20 protein-coding genes and 1 pseudogene are annotated in these 19,356 nt (G+C 76.3%); 7 read left to right on the top strand and 14 right to left on the bottom strand.

Annotated elements, in window-relative coordinates:
* The 4 genes from GTQ99_RS07445 to GTQ99_RS07460 all read left to right on the top strand — a co-directional run.
* Positions 1-583, top strand: a 583-nt coding sequence (locus GTQ99_RS07445; RefSeq protein ID WP_276612049.1) for a nucleotide-binding domain containing protein, incomplete at its 5' end; no start/stop codon positions are given.
* Complete coding sequence (gene pdxA, locus GTQ99_RS07450; RefSeq protein ID WP_166615111.1) at positions 580-1,632, top strand: 4-hydroxythreonine-4-phosphate dehydrogenase PdxA; 1,053 nt, start codon at positions 580-582, stop codon at positions 1,630-1,632. The genes GTQ99_RS07445 and pdxA, both read left to right, overlap by 4 nt.
* A 109-nt stretch (positions 1,633-1,741) precedes the next feature.
* Positions 1,742-1,978 carry a MarR family transcriptional regulator gene (locus tag GTQ99_RS07455; protein WP_166615112.1) on the top strand — a complete coding sequence of 79 codons (237 nt, stop codon included), beginning with the start codon at positions 1,742-1,744 and terminating at the stop codon, positions 1,976-1,978.
* Between the two features lie 139 nt (positions 1,979-2,117).
* Entirely contained in the window at positions 2,118-3,797 is a 1,680-nt protein-coding gene (locus GTQ99_RS07460) for an amidase family protein (protein ID WP_166615113.1), read from the top strand.
* Positions 3,798-3,846: 49 nt separating this feature from the next.
* Here the strand turns inward: GTQ99_RS07460 and GTQ99_RS07465 are convergent.
* Both GTQ99_RS07465 and GTQ99_RS07470 read right to left on the bottom strand, forming a co-directional pair.
* A pseudogene (locus GTQ99_RS07465) lies at positions 3,847-4,215 on the bottom strand (very short patch repair endonuclease); the annotation flags it as partial.
* Positions 4,216-4,291: 76 nt separating this feature from the next.
* Entirely contained in the window at positions 4,292-4,480 is a 189-nt protein-coding gene (locus GTQ99_RS07470; protein ID WP_166615114.1) for a hypothetical protein, read from the bottom strand.
* An 83-nt stretch (positions 4,481-4,563) separates the two neighbouring features.
* On the opposite strand from GTQ99_RS07470, the gene GTQ99_RS26705 reads away from it, so the two are divergent.
* A complete protein-coding gene (locus GTQ99_RS26705; protein WP_166615115.1) occupies positions 4,564-5,631 on the top strand; it encodes an HNH endonuclease domain-containing protein in 1,068 nt (355 codons plus the stop codon).
* Positions 5,632-5,659: 28 nt separating this feature from the next.
* Here GTQ99_RS26705 and GTQ99_RS07480 read toward each other — a convergent pair whose 3' ends face one another.
* Positions 5,660-7,459, bottom strand: a complete 1,800-nt coding sequence (locus tag GTQ99_RS07480; protein WP_166615116.1) for an exonuclease domain-containing protein — start codon at positions 7,457-7,459, stop codon at positions 5,660-5,662.
* Positions 7,460-7,658: 199 nt separating this feature from the next.
* Between GTQ99_RS07480 and GTQ99_RS07485 the strand changes: the two genes are divergently transcribed.
* Positions 7,659-8,396, top strand: coding sequence for an NERD domain-containing protein (locus GTQ99_RS07485; protein WP_166615117.1), 738 nt, complete (start codon positions 7,659-7,661; stop codon positions 8,394-8,396).
* Between the two features lie 5 nt (positions 8,397-8,401).
* On the opposite strand, the gene GTQ99_RS07490 is transcribed toward GTQ99_RS07485, so the two are convergent.
* The 11 genes from GTQ99_RS07490 to GTQ99_RS07540 form a co-directional block, all read right to left on the bottom strand.
* Positions 8,402-9,271 carry a fumarylacetoacetate hydrolase family protein gene (locus GTQ99_RS07490; RefSeq protein ID WP_205706987.1) on the bottom strand — a complete coding sequence of 290 codons (870 nt, stop codon included), beginning with the start codon at positions 9,269-9,271 and terminating at the stop codon, positions 8,402-8,404.
* An 89-nt stretch (positions 9,272-9,360) separates the two neighbouring features.
* Positions 9,361-10,740, bottom strand: coding sequence for an NtaA/DmoA family FMN-dependent monooxygenase (locus GTQ99_RS07495; protein ID WP_166615118.1), 1,380 nt, complete (start codon positions 10,738-10,740; stop codon positions 9,361-9,363).
* The gene (add, locus tag GTQ99_RS07500; RefSeq protein ID WP_166615119.1) at positions 10,737-11,789 is read right to left on the bottom strand and encodes an adenosine deaminase; all 1,053 of its coding nucleotides are present in this window, start codon (positions 11,787-11,789) and stop codon (positions 10,737-10,739) included. Before add ends, GTQ99_RS07495 begins: the two co-directional genes overlap by 4 nt.
* A gap of 45 nt (positions 11,790-11,834) precedes the next feature.
* Positions 11,835-13,220, bottom strand: coding sequence for an NtaA/DmoA family FMN-dependent monooxygenase (locus GTQ99_RS07505; RefSeq protein WP_166615120.1), 1,386 nt, complete (start codon positions 13,218-13,220; stop codon positions 11,835-11,837).
* Positions 13,217-14,302: an ABC transporter substrate-binding protein gene (locus GTQ99_RS07510; protein WP_166615121.1), complete on the bottom strand. Its 1,086-nt coding sequence runs from the start codon at positions 14,300-14,302 to the stop codon at positions 13,217-13,219. Before GTQ99_RS07510 ends, GTQ99_RS07505 begins: the two co-directional genes overlap by 4 nt.
* A 65-nt stretch (positions 14,303-14,367) precedes the next feature.
* Positions 14,368-15,114 (bottom strand): ABC transporter permease, encoded by a 747-nt coding sequence (locus GTQ99_RS07515; protein WP_166615122.1) that lies wholly within the window; start codon positions 15,112-15,114, stop codon positions 14,368-14,370.
* Complete coding sequence (locus GTQ99_RS07520) at positions 15,114-15,869, bottom strand: ABC transporter permease subunit (RefSeq protein WP_166615123.1); 756 nt, start codon at positions 15,867-15,869, stop codon at positions 15,114-15,116. Before GTQ99_RS07520 ends, GTQ99_RS07515 begins: the two co-directional genes overlap by 1 nt.
* Positions 15,866-16,681: an ABC transporter ATP-binding protein gene (locus GTQ99_RS07525; protein WP_166615124.1), complete on the bottom strand. Its 816-nt coding sequence runs from the start codon at positions 16,679-16,681 to the stop codon at positions 15,866-15,868. The genes GTQ99_RS07520 and GTQ99_RS07525 overlap by 4 nt, the downstream gene beginning before the upstream one ends.
* 111 nt (positions 16,682-16,792) lie before the next feature.
* Positions 16,793-17,422 (bottom strand): TetR/AcrR family transcriptional regulator, encoded by a 630-nt coding sequence (locus GTQ99_RS07530; protein WP_166615125.1) that lies wholly within the window; start codon positions 17,420-17,422, stop codon positions 16,793-16,795.
* A complete protein-coding gene (locus GTQ99_RS07535; protein ID WP_166615126.1) occupies positions 17,419-18,411 on the bottom strand; it encodes an NAD(P)-dependent oxidoreductase in 993 nt (330 codons plus the stop codon). Before GTQ99_RS07535 ends, GTQ99_RS07530 begins: the two co-directional genes overlap by 4 nt.
* Positions 18,412-18,481: 70 nt before the next feature.
* On the bottom strand, positions 18,482-19,051 hold the full coding sequence (locus tag GTQ99_RS07540) for a hypothetical protein (RefSeq protein ID WP_166615127.1): 570 nt from the start codon (positions 19,049-19,051) through the stop codon (positions 18,482-18,484).
* A gap of 98 nt (positions 19,052-19,149) precedes the next feature.
* Here GTQ99_RS07540 and GTQ99_RS07545 point away from each other — a divergent pair.
* A partial coding sequence (locus tag GTQ99_RS07545; protein WP_205706988.1) for a hypothetical protein occupies positions 19,150-19,356 on the top strand: 207 nt, incomplete at its 3' end.

Consider the following 19,356-nt stretch of genomic DNA (forward strand, 5'->3'; position numbering starts at 1 on the left):
TTCCCGCCCCGCCCCGCCGGTGCCCGCGCTGCCACCGCGCCCGGTGGACCGCGGCGCCGGAGGGCGCGACGTGCTCGTCGTCGTGGGCACCGCGGCGCCCGGTGCGCGCGAGCAGGTCGCGCTGCTGCGCGCCGCGGGAGCCGTCGTCGCGCGGCTGGCGGAGGGCAGCGACCCGGCGGCGGTCGCGGCGGCGCTGCGCAGCGGCTGCGGCGTGCTGACCCTGCCGCCCGGCGTCGTCGACCCGGCGCGCTCGCGGCCCCTGGTGAACGCGCTCGCGGACACCGTGCGGGCGGTCGTGGCCGCGCACCCGGCCGGGGTCGACCTCGTCCTCACCGGCGGGGAGACCGCCCGCCGCGTCCTCGACGCCCTCGGCGTGCGGGCGCTGGAACCCCTCGCGCAGGTGCACCACGGCGCCGTCGTCTCCCGCGCCCCCGACGGGCGGCTCGTCGCCACCCGGCCGGGCAGCTTCGGCGGGGCGGACTCGCTGCTCGCCCTCGCCCGCGCGCTGGGCGCCCTGCCCCCGCCTCCCGCACCGCAGCACCCCGACGCCCGCCCGCGGGCACGACAGGAGATCCCCCGATGAGCACCACCACCAGCCCGGCCTCCCCCGCGACCGGGAACCCCGCGGACCCGGGGACCCCGGTGATCGCGGTGACGATGGGCGACGGCGCGGGCGTCGGCCCCGAGGTGACCGTGGGCGCGCTGCTGGACACCTCGGTGCGCGCCGAGTGCCGGCCCCTCGTCGTCGGCGACGCCGCTCGGCTGCGGCAGGCCGCGCGGATCCTCGGCGTCGACGTGGACGTCGTCGCGGTGGACTCCGTGGCCGAGGCCGCCTTCACGCCCGGGCGCATCGACGTGGTCGACCTCGCCCTGCTGCCGGCGGACCTGCCGTGGGGCGAGGTCTCCCCCGTCGCCGGGGACGCCGCGTACCACTACGTGCGGGTGGCGTGCGAGCTGGCGATGAGCGGTGCGGTGCAGGGCATCTGCACGGCACCGCTCAACAAGGCCGCGCTGCACGCGGGCGGTCACGTCTTCCCCGGGCACACGGAACTCCTCGCGCACTTCATGGACGTGGAGGAGGTGTCGATGATGCTGTCGACGCCGCGGGTGAAGGTCATCCACGTCACCACGCACGTCGGGCTGCTGGATGCGATCGAGCGCATCGAACCCGGTCTCGTGGAGCGCACCGTGCGGCGCGGGCACGCCGCGATGGTGCGTTCCGGGATCGAGGAGCCCCGCATCGGGGTGTGCGCGATCAACCCGCACGCCGGGGAGAACGGCCTGTTCGGCCGCGGCGAGGAGGCCGAGAAGATCACCCCGGCGATCGAGGTGCTGCAGGCCGACGGCATCGACGCGCGCGGTCCGCTGCCCGCCGACACCGCGTTCTTCCTCGCCGGCCGCGGCGACTACGACCTCATCGTGGCGATGTACCACGACCAGGGGCACGGGCCGGTGAAGGTGCTCGGCATCGAGGCCGGGGTGAACATCACCGTCGGCCTGCCGGTGATCCGCACCTCCGTCGACCACGGCACCGCCTTCGACATCGCCGGCACCGGCCGCGTCGACGTGCGCAGCATGGTGGAGGCGCTGCACCAGGCCGCGCAGTTGTCCCCGCGCCCCGGGGCGGCCTGAGCCGGCGCACCGGGGCGGGTGGTCTGTCCTTGGCCACCGGAGCTACATCTACATGTACATGGTTGAGATCATGTACATGTACCGCGGAAGCTGATGCACCGACCGGGTCGTGCACGAGGACCGGGGCAGCGAGATCCCCGTCATGAGCGGGCCGCTGCGCCGGGCCGGGCTGGCGCTGCTCGCCCTGCTCGACGACGGGCAGGACCACCACGTCGCCGACCTGGCCGCGGCGCTCGGGCTGAGCCGGCTCGTCGTGACGCGCTACCTCACCGAGCTCGTCGAGCACGGTGACGTCGTGGCGACGGCTCCACCGCGTGACCGCCGACGCCGCTACCGGCGGGCCTGACAACGCGCCGATCCGGCCGGGTGCTGGCACGCTGACCCCGTCCGACCCAGGCGTCACACAACCGTCACCTGCCCGAAGCACAGTCGACTCAGGGCGCACGTACGGTCCGGCGCGACAACCCACCGTCCTCGGAGGTCCCGTGCCCGTCCCGTCCCGCGTCCGCCGCCGCTCCGCAGCCCTGCTGGCGGCGACCGCGCTCTGCCTCGCCCCGGCCGCCGTCCCGGCGAGCGCCGGCACCACCCCGCACGACGAGCTGCCCCGCGTCGTCGGCCTCGGCGTCAGCGACCAGCTGGACCTGCTCGCGGCCGGGCAGACCTCCTCGGTGGACCTCGTGCAGGCCTACCTGGACCGCATCGCCGCCTACGACGACGCCTACGCCGACCAGCCCGGCCTGCACTCCGTCGTCACCGTGAGCCCGACGGCGCTGGAGAACGCGCGCCTGCTGGACGCCGAGCGCGCCGCCGGCATCACCCGCGGCCCGCTGCACGGGGTGCCGGTGCTCGTGAAGGACAACTACGCCACCTACGACATGCCGACGTCCGCGGGCAGCGTGGCGCTGGCCGACTACCAGACGGCCGAGGACTCCACGGCCGTGGAGCGGCTGCGCGACGCCGGGGCGATCATCATCGGCAAGACGAACATGGCCGAGTTCGCCTGGCACGGCACGTTCACCCTCAGCTCCGTGCGCGGGGAGACCCACAACCCCTACGACCAGGAGGTCAGCGCCTCCGGTTCCAGCGGCGGCACGGGCGCCGCCATCGCCGCCGGCTTCGCCGGCGCCGGGCTCGGCACCGACTCCTGCGGCTCGATCATCGGGCCCAGCGCCCACCAGAGCCTCGTCGGCTACCGCCCCACGATGGGCCTGACGAGCGTGGCCGGGATCGTGCCGCTGTCGGTGCGCCAGGACGTCTCCGGCCCGATGACGACGACCGTGGAGGACGCCGCCCTGCTCGGCAGCGTCCTCGCCGGGGTGGACCCGGCGGACCCGCAGACCGCGATCGCCGCCGAGCAGGACCCCGCCACGTTCGTGCCGGGTCTCAGCGACACCGCGCTGCAGGGCAAGCGGATCGGGTACTTCCACTGGGACTACTCCGCCTCCACCCCCGAGGGCCCCCGCCCGGGCACCGAGGAGGTCACGGGCATCGTCGACCAGGCCGTCGCCGACCTCGCCGCCCAGGGCGCGGAGATCGTCCAGGTGCCGTTCACCCGCGAGTTCGTCCAGCAGCAGCTGGCCAGCGGCGGCTGGATCGACATGCGCTCCAGCGTCGACGCGTTCTTCGCCGCGACGCAGGCCCAGTGGCCCGAGGGGCTCGCGGAGCTGACCGCCCCCGCCGACCGGCTGACGTTCTCCGACGTCGCCGCCGACGGCCGCAGCTCGCTGGAGCAGGAGACGATCGACTCCTGGCTGGCGCTGGCCGACGTGCCCAACCCCGACTACGACGCCGCCGTCGCCGCGCAGGAGGCCGGCAAGAAGGCGATGGACGCCTTCTTCGTCGAGCACGACCTCGACGCGCTCGCCATGCCGACCTCCGAGGCCCCGGCCAACGAGGAGTGGGCGGGCACGACGTTCTGCGACGTCGGCGCCAACACCGGCATCCCGACGATCTCCCTGCCCGCCGGGTTCACCGCCGCGGGCCTGCCCGTCGGGCTGGAGCTCGCCGCTCCGCGCTCCATGGACGCGGCGCTGCTGTCGATGGCCTACGACTACGAGCAGGCCACCGAGCACCGCCTCGCCCCGGCCAGCACCCCCGAACTGCCGCGCAACGGCGTCATCCCCAAGAAGGTGATCGCCACCGGCCCGGCCCGCGAGGACGGCTGATCCCCGCCCGGGGTGCGGTGTCGGGCAGCCGGTCCGCCGCCGCACCCCGGGCGTGCAGGACGCCATGGACGCGGTCCGCGGCGGCCACCGGGTCCACGTGCTCCCACACCCGCAGCACGTACCAGCCGGCTGCGCCCAGCGTCGCGTCGGTGTCGCGGTCGCGCGCGGTGATGCTGCCCAGCTTCACCCGCCACCACGTGGCGTTGGCCTTCGGCCGGTGCACGTGCAGCGGGCAGGAGTGCCAGAAGCAGCCGTCGACGAACACCGCCACCCGCGCCCCGCGGAAGACCAGGTCCGCCCGGCGGCGCCGGTTCGTGCCGGGCGGGGTGGTGTCGACGAGGTAGCGCAGGCCCCGGCGGTGCAGCTCGCGGCGCAGCGCCAGTTCCGGCGCGGTGTCACGGCGGCCGGTGCGGCGCATGATCGCCGCGACGGAGGGGTTCGAGGCGGGCGGTGCGGGGCCGGGCTCCTGCCAGGCGCTCACGACGACGGCGCCGTCAGTGCTCCTGCGCCGCCTGCGGGTAGCGGTCGACGATCTGCTGCACCCCCAGGTGCGCCTCCCCCAGCCAGATGCGCGCGAAGTCCGCGGCGTCCAGGTCCCCGACCTCGACGGCGCGGCGCAGTTCCACCTCCGCGCGCTCCACCTCCTGACGGCGTGCCTTGAGCACGATCCTCCACGTCGGCATCCGCGACCTCCTCGATCCGTGACGCACTCTGCACGAGACCTCCGACACGAGCGCCGACGACGCCTCCCGGCTACCGTCGGTGCGTGCCCGCGCTCGACGCCCTCGCCCTCGGCGCGCGCCTGGCGCAGCTGCTGGCCACGGGCCGGCGGGTCTCGACGTACAAGCTCGCGACGCTCAGCGCCCTCGTGCAGCACTGCCTGGAGAACCCGGTCGCCGACGACGCCGCGGCGCACGTGCCGATCCCGGGGCTCGCCGACCGCGTCGTCGAGGCGTACTGGCCGCAGGTGCGCGCGTTCGGCGAGATCGGCCTGCTGCGGCAGAACGAGCAGGCGGGGGCGGGCGTGCGCACGGTCGTCGACACGGTCCGCCACCTGCGCACGCTCGCGGAGCAGCGCGGCCTCGGGACGCCCGCGCAGCTGCGCACCGCGGAACCGGACCTCTGGCGGCGCACCCGGCGGGCGCTCGCCGTCGTGCTGGCCCAGCAGCCGCTGTTCGCGCTGCAGCGCTCCGGTGGCCGGGCGCCGGGCACGGCGTTCCTCTACGACGACTCCTGGCTCAGCAAGAAGGTCACCGTCGCCACCCTCGACGCGCACGCGTGGAGCATCGAGCTGCTCCCCGGGGTGTCCACGGCCCTGCGCCGCCTCTCCCCGGTGCTGCAACCGGTCGTCCAGCAGTGGTGGGTCGACGACGTGCAGCGGATGAACCGGGCTGAGCTGGACGTGCCGGACCTGCACGGGTTCCTCTTCGGCGCCGAGCGCACCGCCGTCGCCCGCCTCGCCCCGGGTCTGCGGGAGCACCAGAGCGGGCGGTGCTTCTACTGCGCGCAGCGGCTGCCCGCGGACGTGCACGTCGACCACGTGCTGCCGTGGTCGCGAGTCGCGCTCGACGGGGTGCGCAACCTCGTCGTCGCGGACCCGCGCTGCAACGGCGACAAGCTCGCCGCGCTGCCGGCGCTGGAGCACGTGCAGGCCGTGCTGGCCCGGCCCGAGGACGACCTCGCGCAGATCGCCGCGCCGCTGCGCTGGCCGGTGGAGAGCGAGCGGGTGCGGGCCACCGCGCGCAGCCTCTACGCGAGCGCACCGGCGGGGACACCGCTGTGGCGGCGGGCCGGGGTGTACGACTTCCTCGGCGCCGGTCCCCTGCCGTTCTGATCGCCGCCGCGGCAGCCGTTCCGGCTCCTCAGCCGTCCACGGCGAGGCCGTGCCGGGTGAGCCAGCCGGCGAGGTCGAAGGCGTGGCCCTGCCCGCGGGCGCGGAAGCGCCAGCCCTCGCCGCGGCGGTAGAGCTCCCCGAGCACGAGAACCTGCTCGACGGTGGCCGCGTCGAGGGTGGACTGCACGAGGACCGCGCCGTCGCCGGAGCGCAGGCGCAGCTCCACGGCGCCGACGTCGCCGAAGGTGACGCCGCCGGCGAGCGCGGCCGCGACGGCGACGCGGTCGACGGCGGGGGGCAGCCGGTCGAGGTCGAGGGCGACCTCGGACTCCCCGGTGACGCTGACGTCGACGCGCAGGCTGCGGTCCGGGGCGACGGGGGCGTTCCAGAAGACGAGGTCCGCGTCGCCGGTGGCGCGGGAGTTCCCGTCCAGGCGCAGCGCGACGACGTCCACGGCGGCGGACCCGAAGGCCCACTGCACGTCGAGCACCCACTGGCGCTGCTCCGGCGGCAGGTCCACGGCGCCGCCGCGCGGCAGCACGGCCGGTTCGGGGCGCTCCGCGACGGAAGCCCCGGCGGCGTCGAGGTCGCCACCACTGGTCGGGCCGGCGGGACGTTCCCAGGTGCGGGGGTCGAGCAGCGGCAGCCGCAGTTCCCGGGTGCGCTTCCACCGGCTGTCGCGCTCGGCGCCGGGGAGGGCGACGACGTCGGTGGTGGTCATGGTGAGGTTCACCGCGGCCGCCCCGCCGCGGGCGACGACCTGCGCGCGCGCCGCGGCGGCCTCCTCGTGGGTGCCGCCGAGGACGAGGACGCGGCGGCGCGCGAACGGCCCGGCCGCCGCCGGCGGACGCGTCGCGGGCGCCGGCGCGCTCTTGGGCACGCCGGGGGCGACGGCGGCCAGCAGGGCCTCGAAGACGTCCTCGCCGACGACGGGCACGTCGAGGGCGAGCGCGTCGCGGGCCTTGCGGGAGGCGCGGGTGGGGTCGTTGCACACCAGCAGCGCGGTCGTGCGGTTCACGCCGTTCTTCACGTCCAGGCCCGCGGCGATCGCGCGGTGCATGAGGTCCAGGCGGGAGGCGCGGGTGTCGCCGGTGAGCACGACGCGGGCGCCCTGCACGAGCGGCGCGCCCGGCACCCACGGCTGCGGCAGCCGCCACGGGCACTCCACCCGCGGGGCGCTCGCCGGCCACGAGGGCACCGGGCGGGGCACGGGCCGGGCGGCCGGGTCCCAGCGCTCGGGCACGCAGCGGGTCAGCGGCAGGTCGAGGTCGTAGTCGGCGGCGGTGCGCAGCTGGTGGCGCAGCACCTCCACGAGCACGCGGGTGTCGTCCTCGGCGTCGTGGGCGCGCAGCTGCTCGACCTCCCAGTGCGCGGCCAGCGAGGCGAGCTTGTAGTCCGGCACCGGCAGGTCCAGGCGCCGGGCCAGCGCGAGCGTGCACAGGCGGTGCTCGACGTCGAAGGGGTGCCCGGCGCGTTGCATCTCCACCGACAGGAAGCTCCAGTCGAAGGCGGCGTTGTGGGCGACGAGGACCCGGCCGGCCAGGTGCTCGGCGACCACCGGCGCGATCTCCGCGAACCGGGGCGCGCCCCGCAGCCGGGCGGTGGTGATGCCGTGCACGTGCACCGGGCCGGGGTCGCGCTCGGGGTCCACCAGCGTCGACCACGTCGCCTCGACGGCCCCGGAGGCGTCCAGCTGCGTGAGCGCGACCTGCACGACGCGGTCGCCGCGCTGGGGGGAGAAGCCCGTGGTCTCCACGTCCAGGACGGTGTAGCGGTGCGGGTAGCGCTGCGCGACGGCGGCGCGCAGTGCGGTGGACTCGACGGTCATGCGGGTGCTCCTCGGGCGGTCAGGGCTCCGACGATGGCACCCGCCTCGGACACGACCCCGCCCGGCCCGCCACCGGACCGCCCGCGCTCACCCGCACGGCCCACCCCGCCACGCACCGTGCACCCGTCCGGGCGACACCGGCTGCAGGGCGGGTGCGCGGCTGCCGACGGGGGAGGGTGCAGCACCCGGGGAGCGCGTCGTGACCGTCGCCGGCGGGGGCGCGGCCGAGCAGGCCCGCCGCTCCGCCGACCACGTGGCCGACCTGCGCCGCCGGCTGGAGGCCGCCGAGCGGCGCCAGCGCGCCTGGGAGGCCGGCGCCGAGGGCGAGCGCCTCGTGGCCGCCGAGCTGGACGCCCTCACCGCCGACGGCTGGTGCGTGCTGCACGACGTGCGCTGGCCGGGCCGCCAGCGCGCCAACCTCGACCACGTCCTCATCGGGCCCGGCGGCGTCGTCGTCGTCGACAGCAAGAACTGGACGGGGCGGGTGTCCGTGCAGGACGGCGTGCTGCGCGTCGGCAGCCGCCGCAAGGACCGCGAGGTCGAGGGGGTGGCGCAGGCGGCGGCCGCCGTCGCCGCGCTCCTGCCCGCCGGCGACCGGGTCCCCGTGCGCGCGGTGCTGTGCCTGGTCCAGCAGGACCTGCCGCCGCAGACCTCGGGCGCGCAGGTCGTCGTCGTGGGCCGCGCGCGGGTGCAGCACCTCCTGCGCTCGCTGCCGCCCGCGCTCAGCGCCGCCCAGGTGCAGCGGATCGCCGGGCGGCTGCGCCCGTCCCTCGGGGCGCCGCTCGTGCCGGCCGCGCGCACGCGCTCCACCCCGGCGCGCCGCGGCGCCCGCCGGCGCACCTCGGTGGGCGAGCGGCTGTTCCTGGCGCTGGTGCGGGTGGCCGCCCTGGCGTGCCTGGCGATCGTCGTGCTGGCGTGGGCGTCACCACCGGCCTGAGCCGGTCAGCGCCCCACGACCACCACCGGGTTCACCAGCTCCCCCACCCCCTCGACCGCGACGGTCACGACGTCGCCCGCCGCCAGCGTCAGGTCCGCCGGCGGCACCAGCCCCGTCCCGGTGAGCAGGACGACCCCGTGCGGGAACTCCAGGGCCCGCAGCAGCCAGTCGGCCAGCTCCGCGAACGTGCGCCGCATCGCCGCCGTCGAGGTGGACTCCTCGTACACCGCGCGCCCGGAGCGCTCGATCCGCAGCGAGACCGCCAGCGCGTCGGGGGCGGGCACCTCCCAGGCGGGGACGATCCCCGGCCCGAGCGCGCAGGAGCGGGTGTAGACCTTCGCCTGCGGCAGGTACAGCGGGTTCTCGCCCTCGATGGAGCGGCTGCTGACGTCGTCGCCCGGCACGTAGCCGAAGACCTCACCGCGGCTGGTGAGCACCAGGCCCACCTCGGCCTCGGGCACGTCCCAGCCGGAGTCGGCGCGGATGCCGACGGGCTCACCGGCGGGGACGACGCGCTCGGCGGTGGCCTTGAAGAACACCTCGGGGCGGTCGGCCTCGTAGACGAGGTCGTAGAGGGACGCGGCGCCGACGGACTCCTCGGCGCGGCCGTCGCGGCTGCGCCGGTAGGTGACGCCGGCGGCCCACACCTCCTGGCGGTCCACGGGCGCCAGGAGCTGGTCGCCGGCGGTGCCGACGTGGGCGGCCACGGACCCGGGCTCGGCCTCGCGGGCCGCCGCGACGACCGCGCGGGCCTCCTCCAGGGGCAGGGCGAGCAGTTCCGCCAGCGGCGGCAGGACGCGGTCGGGCGCGCCCTCCTGGCGCACGACCCACACGGGCGGGCCCTGCGGCGGCTGGAGCCGGACGATCGTGCTCACGGGTGGACCTCCTGCGTCGGCGACGGTGCCTCTCGCCGCTGATCCTGCCCTCCCGCCGCCCCGCGGGTCACGCGGGGCTCGTGCGGGGTTCAGCCGCCGGGCCGCATCCCGGCCCCGGGGTGGGTCGGGGCCAGCCGGGCCCCGCCGCCGACCATGCGCTCGCGCATCGTCGCCCCCGCCGCCGGCTCCAGCCGGCCGCGCTCGCGCAGGTGCGGCAGCACGAACTCGACGACGTCCTCCAGGGAGGCGATGTCGAAGACCGGCTCGACCATGATCCCGTCGAGGTCGGTGGCGTCGACGAGCTCCTCCAGCTGCGCGGCGACCTGCTCGCCGCTGCCGGTGAACGGGAAGCCGCGGGTGCCGCGGCCCTTGAGCTGGTCGAGGACCTGGCGGACGGTGGGCGCGTCCGGGCCCAGGAAGCGCTCGATGTTGCTGACCCCCAGCTGCCCGACGGCCGGCGAACCCCGCTCGGCGAGCTGGTGCAGGGTGCCGTCGGGGTCCAGGGACAGCAGGTCGACGCCGGTGTTGCCGGCGTAGTAGGCGGCGGCCAGCTCGTCGGTCTGCAGGGCGTCGAACTCCGCGCGCTGGCGGCGGGCCTCCTCCTCGGTGGCGGCGGTCACCACCGTCACGCCGACGAACAGCTTCACCGCCTGCGGGTCGCGGCCGTGGGCCGCGGCGCGGCGGCGGATGTCGGCGACGTTCGCGGCGGTCCGCTCCGGCGTCGAGCCCTGCACGAAGACGCACTCGGCGTAGCGCGCGGCGAACTCGCGGCCGGCCTCGGAGGTGCCGGCCTGGAACAGGGTCGGGGAGCCCTGCGGGCCGGGCGGGGAGGTCAGCCAGCCGCTGGAGCGGTAGTGCTCGCCCTCGTGGACGACCCGGTGCAGCTTCGCGGGGTCGGCGAAGACGCCCTTCTCGGCGTCCAGGACCAGACCGCCCTCCTCCCAGCTGCCCTCCCAGTACCGCAGCGCCAGCTCGACGTACTCGCGCGCGATGGCGTACCGGGTGTCGTGGGGGACCATCTCGCGGTGGCCCATCATCGCCGCGTGGGTGTCCTGGGAGGAACCGGTGACGATGTTCCAGCCGATGCGCCCGCCGGTGAGGTGGTCGAGGGTCTGGAAGGTGCGGACGGTGAACAGCGGGTGGTTGGCCCCCGTCACCGACGTCAGGACGAACCCGAGGCGCTCGGTGGCGGCGGCCATGCTCGGCACGAAGTGCGTGGCGTCGATGCCGGAGCCCATGCCCGCCTGCACGAGCGCGTCGGAGATCTCCCCGCCCACGGCCGGGTAGGTGAACGGGCCGCCGGCGAAGAAGAGGAAGTCGAAGCCGGCGCGGTCCAGCAGCTGCGCCATCTCCACCCAGTGCGCCAGGTCGAGGAACTCCCGGCCGCGGCTGCGGGGGTGGTTCCAGCTGATCGTGCCGCCGACCTGCGGGCCGCCCACCTCGAAGACGCCGAGGCCGATGCGCTTCACGCGCGCACCACCTGCGCCGCCGCCTGGTCCGCCTGGTCCGCCTGGTCGAGCGCCTCGCCGCCGGGGACGGGCGGGGAGGCCAGCCACGCCTCGATCGCGGACCGGGAGCGCTGCTTCACCTCCTCGGGGGCGGCGCTGCACTCCACCGAGCTCCACGCGCAGGTGGCGAGCTGCTGATCGCTCAGGCCCAGCGTCGAGCGGCACAGCTCGTACTCCTCCAGCAGCCCCGGGCCGAACAGCGTCGGGTCGTCGGCGTTGATCGAGCAGCGCACCCCCGCCTCCAGCAGGCGCGGCAGCGGGTGCTCGGCGAGGGAACCGACGACGCCGAGCAGCAAGTTCGAGGTCGGGCACACGTCCAGGCAGGTCCCGCGCTCGGCGAGCTCGGCGAGCAGGTCGGCGTCCTCCACCGCGCGCACGCCGTGCAGGATCCGGTCGGCCTGCAGCGCGCCCAGCGCGCCGCGCACCGACGACGGCCCGTCGAGCTCGCCGGCGTGCGGGGTCGACAGCAGCCCCGCCTCCTTGGCGATGGCGAAGGAGGCGGCGAACGGCTCCGGCGGGAAACCGCGCTCGTCGTTGGCCAGGCCGAGGCCGACGACGCCCTGCCCGGCGTACTTGGCCGCCAGCAGGGCGGTCTCCACCATGGCCTCGGGGTCGGCCATCCGGTTCAGCGTCGGCATGAGCCCCACGGACACCCCGTGCCGGGCCGAGGACTGCGCCGCCTGCTCGAGCATCGCGACGAGCGCCGCCTCGGCGCTGCCGAACACGGACGCGTGGTAGAGCGGGGCACCGCCGAACTCGACGTGGACGGCCCCCTCGGCGGCGGCGTCCTCGACGGCCTCGTCGAGCACGCGCAGGATGTTCTCGCGGCGCCCGAAGACCGCGATGAGCCCCTGGTAGCGCTGGCTGAACCCGGTGAAGTCCTCGTACCCGGACGTCGAGGGCACCGGGACGCCGGCCGCCGCGGCGAGCTCGGCCATCGTCGAGGGCCGCATGGCGGCCTCCAGGTGCAGGTGCAGGTGGGCCTTGGGCAGGGTGCGGAGATCGCGCACGGTTCCTCCGGGTTCGCGAGTGGTCGGCGGGGTGGTGAGCGGTGGTCAGGGGGTGAGGCTGGGTGCGCCCGCGCGCCGGCGCCCCGCGGGGTGCTCGGCGCCCAGGTGGCGCCGCCCGGGGCCGAAGACGCGCTCGCGCAGCGTCCGGCCGCGCGGGGCGCCGCCGAACAGGCCGCGCTCGCGCAGGGCGGGCAGGACGTGCTCCACGACGTCGTCGACCGTCCCGGGCGTCAGGTGCGGTTCGAGCAGGAACCCGTCGACGTCGGTGCGGCGGACGTAGTCGGCCATCTCGGCGGCCACCTGCTCCCCCGCGCCGGTCAGCACCAGACCGCGCAGCGCGCGCATGCGGACCTCCTCGAGGATCTCGCGCACGGTCGGCGGCCGCCCGCCGTCCAGGCCGCGGTAGCGGTCGATGTTCGACTGGCCCTGCTCCCCCACGGCGTCCACGAGGGTGGAGGCGGGGTCGAGCGCCAGCAGGTCGATGCCGGTGTTCGCCGCGTAGCGCGCCGCGGCACCCTCGACGGAGGACAGCTCGTCGAGCTCGGCCAGGCGCCGCTGCGCGACCTCCCGGGTGGCGCCGGTGAAGATCGACAGGCCCACCACGATGCGGATCGCGTCCGGGGCGCGGCCGTGGGCGACCGCCCGCGCGCGGATGTCGGCGACGTTCGCCGCGACGGCCGCGGTGGTGGTGCCCTGCAGGAAGACGACCTCGGCGTGGCGGGCGGCGAACTCGCGCCCGCGCCCGGAACTGCCCGCCTGGAAGAGCACGGGCGTGCGCTGCGGCGAGGGCGGGACGGGGAACATCCCGTGCGCGCGGTGGAAGGGGCCGTCGTGGTGCAGCGGGTGCACCTTGGCGGCGTCCGCGTAGCGGCGCGCGGCGCGGTCGGCGAGCACCGCGTCGTCCTCCCAGCCGCCCTCGAGCATGGCGTAGCTGAGGTCGAGGTAGTCGTCGGCCATGTCGTAGCGCCGGTCGTGGGCCGTGAGCGGCATCCCGAACATCGCCGCCGCCGACTCCTGGGCGGAACCGGTGACGACGTTCCAGCCCATCCGGCCGCCGCTGAGGTGGTCGAGGGTGGCGAAGCGGCGCGCGTTGGCGTAGGGCGCCTCGAACATCGTCGAGGTGGTCGTCACCAGGCCCAGGTCGGTGGTGACCTGCGCGAGCGCGGACATCAGGACGAGGGGGTCCAGGCGGGCGAAGGTGCCCTCCTCGACGCTGACCGCGGGCACCCGGCCGTCGATCGTCGCGAAGCCGTAGGAGTCGGCGAGGAAGAGGAAGTCCAGGCCGGCCTCCTCCACGCGGCGGGCCAGCGACGTCCAGTGCGCCAGCGCGGTGAACTCGACCTGCCGGTTCTCCGGGTGCGGCCAGGAGGCGCCCGACATGCCGTTGGGCCCGAGGACCTGGAAGACGCCGAGCAGGAGGTTCTTCGTCACAGGTCGATCCCGTCCGCGTAGACCTCGTCGAGCAGGGTCATGTCGATGACCTGCGCGGCGTCGGGCAGCTCGGTCACCTGCGCGGCCCGCAGCGCCGTGTACATCTCCCCCGCCATGAGGGCGGGGTCCATGCGGAACATGCCGGCGGAGGCGGTGAGGTCGGAGCGCGTGAGCGGGATCTGCAGCTCGTTCTCGCGGACCTGCTGCTCGAGGTCGAGGCCGAGGTCGACCCCGTACTCCTCGACCGCGAGCCGCGCCGCGATCTCCGGGTCCTGCTCGTTGTCGGCCCAGCCGCGCGCGCTGGCGCGCAGGAACCCCACGACGGCGGCCCGCTGCTCGGCGAGGTAGGAGCGCTCGCCGAAGACCGTGCTCGCGTACTGCGGGATGCCCATCTGGCTGTAGGGGGTGACGACGTAGTCGTCGGGACCCATGCCGTAGGACTCCTCCAGGATGATCGGCTGGTTGGTGAGGTAGCAGGTGTAGGCGACGCCCTGGCCCTCCACGAGCGGACCCGGGTCGAAGGCGGCGGTGATGAACTCGTAGTCCGGTTCCATGCCCGCCAGGCGGAAGAGCGCGTCGATGGTCGGCTGCGTGCCCTCCTGCCCCAGCACCTTCTGCCCCTTCAGGTCGGCCGCCGAGCGCACCGGGTGCGAGGCCAGCGAGAGCAGCGAGCCGGGGGCGTCCTGGAAGATCGAGCCGACGAGGACGAAGTCGTTGCCCTGCGGGATGGACTGCAGCAGCGACTGCTGGCCGGCCGCGATGCCGAGGTCGGCGGAGCCGGAGGCGACGCTGGCCATGACGGTCGGCGCGTTCGGCCCGCCCTGCAGCCACTCGATGCTCAGGCCCTCCTCGGCGTAGTAGCCGGCGTCGTCGGCGCGCCACAACCCGGCCCACTCGACGTTCTTGATCCAGCCGAGCGCGACGCGCAGGGTCGTCGTGCCCGCCGGCGCGCCGCCCTCCTGCGCGGCGGCGGGTTCACCGCTCGGCTGGCTGCACGCGGCCGCCAGGGAGGCCAGGCCGAGGGCTCCGGCACCGGCGGCTCCGGCGCGCAGGAGGGAGCGGCGGGGGGTGGAGGAGGTCATGGACGGCCTTTCGCCGGAGGGGGTTTCGCGGGGAGTTCCGCGGGGGTCGCGGGGGTTCCGCGGGGTCAGGAGAAGCGGGCGCCCACGCGGCGCTCGGCGCCGCGGGCGAGGACGAACACGAGGACGGAGACGACGGTGGCCAGCAGCGCGGTGCCCCAGGCGCGTTCGAGCTCCATGTAGCTGCGGGCCGTGCTGAACAGGTGGCCCAGGCCCCCGGTGCCGACGAGGTACTCGGCCAGCAGCGCGGCCAGCACGGCGCTGGGCGCGGTGAGCCGGAAGGCGACCATGACGTGGGGGACCGCGTGCGGCAGCTGCAGGCGCACGAGGGTGCGCAGGCGGCCGGCGCCGAGCACCCCGAACAGGTCGCGGCCGGCCGCGGGCGTGGCGGCCAGCCCGGAGACGGTGAGCACGAACGCGGGGAAGAAGGAGACGACGACGATGATGAGCAGGATCGAGGAGTCCCCGTAGCCGGCGACGCGGGCGATGACGGGGATCATCGCCGTCACGGGCACCGAACGCAGCACGAGCGCGGCCGGGGTGACGACCCCGGAGACCGCCGCCGAGGACCACACCGCGATCGCGGCCAGGATGCCGACCCCCATGCCGAGGACGAGGCCCACCAGCGAGGTCAGCAGCGTGCGCAGCAGGTCGCCGGCGTAGGCGCCGGGTTCGGCGGCGATGTCCGCCAGCACCAGGCCCGGGCGGGGTGCGACGACCGTGGTGTACCCGTTGAGGACGACCCACAGGTCCCAGCCGACGAACACCGCGGCGATCGGCCAGTAGTGCGCGAGCGCGCCCAGGGCCCGGCGCATCAGGCCATCCTCCGCACGGCCGCGCGCTGCAGCGCCGTCGTCAGGCCGTACGCGGCCAGCGACAGGGCGGTGGCGCAGGCGGCGGCCGACCACAGCAGCGTCACCTGGAAGTTCTGCATCGCCGAGACGATGAGGACGCCCAGCCCGCGCGGAGCGCCGAACCACTCCCCGATCGTGGCCCCGAGCACGGCGGCCGGCGCCGCGAGGGTCAGCCCGTCCAGGACCGTGGGCACCGACGCCGGCAGCTGCAGGCGCAGCAGCCGGCGCACCCGGTTCGCGCCGAGGGCGTCGAACACGTCGTCGTGGGTGGAGCGGCGGCCGCCGAGGCTGAGCCCGGAGCTGAACGCCACGAACATGACGAAACCCGCGCCGAGCCCGGCCACGACCGTGGGGGTCGCCTCGCGGCCGACGGTGGTGATGAGCAGCGGCGCGAGGGCGATGACGGGGACCGCGTGCAGCAGGGCCGCCAGGCGGTCCAGCCCGGGGCGCAACGGGGGCAGCAGCAGGCCGGTGAACGCCGCGGCCGCCGCGACCAGGACGCCCGCCAGCAGGCCCTCCGCGGCCGAGGCCAACGTCGCGGACGCGGCGCGCACGACGGTGGCGCGGCGGTCGGCGTCCAGCAGGTGGGCGGCGACCTCGGACAGCGGCGGCCAGCTGGGGCCGGCGATCCCGGCGCGGCCGACGGCCTCCGCCCCGGCCAGCAGCACGAGGACGCCGGTGGTGGCCAGCGCCGCGCGGCGCGCGGCCGCGCTCACGCGGTGCCCTCGGCGTCGAGCAGGCCGGTGAGCAGGTCGACCGCTTCGTGGAACTCCGGCGAGCGGGTGATGGCCGCCTCCCGGGGCCGGGGGAAGTCGACGCGGTGCACGTGCCGGACCCGCCCGGGGCGGCCGGTCATGACGACGACGCGGTCGGCGAGGAAGAGCGCCTCCTCGACGTCGTGGGTGACCAGCACGGTGGTGATGCGCTCCTCGGACCAGATGCGGGCCAGCTCGCGGTTCATGCGCCGGCGGGTGACCGCGTCGAGGGCGCCGAACGGCTCGTCGAGCAGCAGGACGTCGGGCCGCAGCACGAGCGCGCGGGCGATCGCCGCGCGCTGGCGCATGCCGCCGGACAGCTGCCGCGGCCGGGCGGACTCGAAGCCCTCCAGGCCCACGAGGCGGACGAGCTCGTCGACGCGGGCGGCGTCGACGGGCCGGCCGGCGAGGTGGAAGGGCAGGGCGACGTTGCCGCGGATGCTGGACCACGGCAGCAGGGCGTGCTCCTGGAACGCGACGCCCAGGCGGTGGGAGCGGGCCAGCTCGCGCGGGGACCTGCCCTCCACGACCACCGTTCCCGTGCTGGGCCGCTCCAGGCCGGCGACCATCCGCAGCACGGTCGACTTGCCGCAGCCGGAGGGGCCGACGATCGCGACGAACTCCCCCTCGGCGACGTGCAGGTCGAGGTCCTCCAGGGCGCTGACCGCGCGGCCGCGGGAGAGCTCGAACGTCTTGCCGACGCCGCTGAGCGCCACGGCGGCCGGCGGCGCCACCGTGAGCGTGGGTGCGGGGCTGGGGGTGGTCTGGGCCATGCCTCTCCTCGGGAACTCGCGAGCGGAGACGTGCACGTGCGTCCGGTGCGGGTACCCGACCAGCCCGGTGAACTGTTCAGTTCACGCTAGGGCGGGATGGTTTCGCCGGTGTTAAGACCGCGGTGCGGGCCTGTTGCGGGAGGGTTCGGCCGCCAGGCGGCGCACGGCGGCGGCGTGCAGCACGTCCAGCTCGCCGGCGGGCACCCCGGACAGCAGGCTCAGCTGCAGCCCCCGCCACAGCGCGACCACCTCCAGCGCGCACCGCCGGGCGTCCGCGGCCGCGAAGCCCTCCGCGCGCAGGACCTCGGCCACCTGCGCCGGCCAGCCCGCGAAACCCGTCCGCTCCAGGTAGGCGACGTTGTCCTCCGGCTCGCGCAGCGCCGCGCCGTAGCGCTCGAAGAACAACCGCAGGAACGGGGTGTTCTCCGGGTGGGCGATCTCGCGCCAGGCGGCGTGCAGGCGCTCGGCGAGCGGCCCCGGCCCGTGCAGCCCGTCCAGGGCGCCCACCACGCGCGGGAAGCGGAGCACGGCCCGCTGGCACGCCTCGTCGAGCAGGTCCTCCTTGCGGCCGAAGTAGTACAGGAGCATGCGGTTGTTCGACCCCACGGCGCGCGCCAGCCCGGACAGGCTCTGCCCGGTGGTGCCGTGCGCGAGCACGTGGTCGGCCACGAGGTCCAGCAGGCGGTCCCGCCCCTGGCCGGCCTCGCGCGCGCTGCGCTCCTGCCGCCCGAGGGTGCTCACGGGCGGCTGCCGCCGGCGGGAGGGGTGGCGGGCCGGTCGGCGGGACCGGGTTCCTGCGTGAGGACGGCGAGCAGGCGCTCGGCGGCGAAGGTGCGCAACCGGCGGGCCGAGCCCGGCGACAGCCACGCCACGTGCGGGGTCACCAGCACCCGCGGGTCGCGCAGCAGCGGGTCGCCCGGGTCCGCGGGCTCGTCCCACCACACGTCCAGGCCCACCCCGGCCAGGGTGCCGTCCGCCAGCGCCCCCTCCAGGGCGGCGCGCTCGACGAGACCGGCGCGGGCGGTGTTCACCAGGTACCCGCCGGGACGCATCCGTCCCAGCGCGGCGGCGCCGACGATGCCGCGGGTGGCCGCGGTCAGCGGGGCGTGCACGCTGACCGCGTCGCTGCGGGCGAACAGCTCCCCGACCTCGACGAGCTGCACCCCGGCGCGGGCGGCGACCCCGGCGTCGGCGTACGGGTCGGCGGCCAGGACGGTGGTGCCGAAGGCCCGGCAGCGCCGGGCCACCTCCCGCGCGATCGCCCCGAACCCCAGCAGGCCGACGGTGCTCGCGGCCAGTTCCGCGGGGTCGCGCAGCGCCCCGCGCACGGGCCAGCCGCCGCTCGCCGTGGCGGCCGACCAGGCGGGCAGGCCGCGCAGCAGCGACAGCAGCAGCGCCACCGCGTGGTCGGCGACCTCGGCGGAGCCGTAGTCGGGCACGTTGCGGGCCACGATGCCCAGCGCCGCGGCGGCCTCCTCGTCGACGTTGTCCATGCCGACGCCGTAGCGGAACAGCGCCCGCACGCCGGTGCACCGCGCCAGGACGTCCGCGGTCATCGGCGCGTACTGCACGAGCAGGCCCTGCGGGCGGTGCTCCAGGACGGCGGCGACGACCTCCTCCCCGGTGCGGCAGTCGGCGTGGACGACGCTCCAGCCGGCGGGTTCGAGCACGGCCCGCTCCAGGTCGGCCGGCCCGGCGTCGTTGTCGGTGATGAGCACGGTGCGGTGCACGAGGCGATCCTGCCCACCGCGGGCGCCGAGCACCAACCCCGCCACCCCTCGCCCGCGCGCCGCCGGGGCCTCAGGCGGCGCGCCGCTGCACCCGCAGGCTGCCCGCCACCCGCAGCAGCGCCTCCTCCGCCGCCCGCGCCGCCTCCTCGCTCAGCGCCGTCGCGGTGAGCGCGGCCAGCCACACGCTGCCGGGGACCGGCACGAGCAGCTGGCTCGTGGACCACGGCCCGCCCGCCGGCCCGGGCCGCTGCGCGCGCACGAGCACCCCCGGTCCGGCGCCCGTGCCCACGAGCGGGGCGTCGCGGTCCACCCCGGCGACCAGCCGCGCCAGGTCCAGGTCGGCGCGCAGCGGAGCCGTCCGCCGCCACGCCAGCGTCAGCACCGCGACCCCGGGCAGGTCGGTGCCCAGCAGGGTGGCGAGGGCACCGCTCGCCGCGCTCAGCTCGGCGACCGCCTCCAGCAGCACCGCGCTGCCGCGGCGGCGGCGCTCGTCCAGCGCCGCCCACGCCGGGCTGCGCGCCACCAGCGCCAGCAGGTCGTCGCGCAGGGCCGGCGCCGCCGAGCGCAGCACCTGCCACCCGTCCGGCGCAACGAGGTCGACGCCGAACGGGGGGCGCTGCACGCCGATCGTGTCCTCCACGCCTCCACCGTCCCCGCGCGGGCGGCGCCGACCCTACGGTTCCGCACCGAGAGGGACCGTTCGGGGGAACGACGTCCACCGTGAGGAGGTACCGGGTCGTGGCAGGAGCGGGAACGGCGTCCCAGGCGGCGCTGGAGGCGGCGCACGGGCGCGCCGAGGCGCTGCGCCGGCTGCTCGCGCAGGTGCGGGCCGCCACCGGCGGGGTGCCCGGGCTGCAGCGGCCCGCCGCGGCCGTGGGCGCGGCGGGCTCGTGGACCGGGCGCGCCGCCGAGCGGCTGCACGCCGCCGAGCTCGCGCCGCTGGCC

Source organism: Kineococcus vitellinus, from assembly GCF_009906315.1.
GTDB classification, from domain to species: Bacteria; Actinomycetota; Actinomycetes; order Actinomycetales; family Kineococcaceae; genus Kineococcus; species Kineococcus vitellinus.

Bases quoted from the DNA above. Each gene is read 5' to 3' on its own strand.
- GTQ99_RS07470 (WP_166615114.1), bottom strand. From the start codon at position 4,480: ATGCCGACGTGGAGGATCGTGCTCAAGGCACGCCGTCAGGAGGTGGAG.
- GTQ99_RS07515 (WP_166615122.1), bottom strand. From the start codon at position 15,114: ATGCGCCGGGCCCTGGGCGCGCTCGCGCACTACTGGCCGATCGCCGCG.
- GTQ99_RS07480 (WP_166615116.1), bottom strand. From the start codon at position 7,459: ATGACCGTCGAGTCCACCGCACTGCGCGCCGCCGTCGCGCAGCGCTAC.
- GTQ99_RS07510 (WP_166615121.1), bottom strand. From the start codon at position 14,302: ATGACCTCCTCCACCCCCCGCCGCTCCCTCCTGCGCGCCGGAGCCGCC.
- GTQ99_RS07525 (WP_166615124.1), bottom strand. From the start codon at position 16,681: ATGGCCCAGACCACCCCCAGCCCCGCACCCACGCTCACGGTGGCGCCG.
- pdxA (WP_166615111.1), top strand. From the start codon at position 580: ATGAGCACCACCACCAGCCCGGCCTCCCCCGCGACCGGGAACCCCGCG.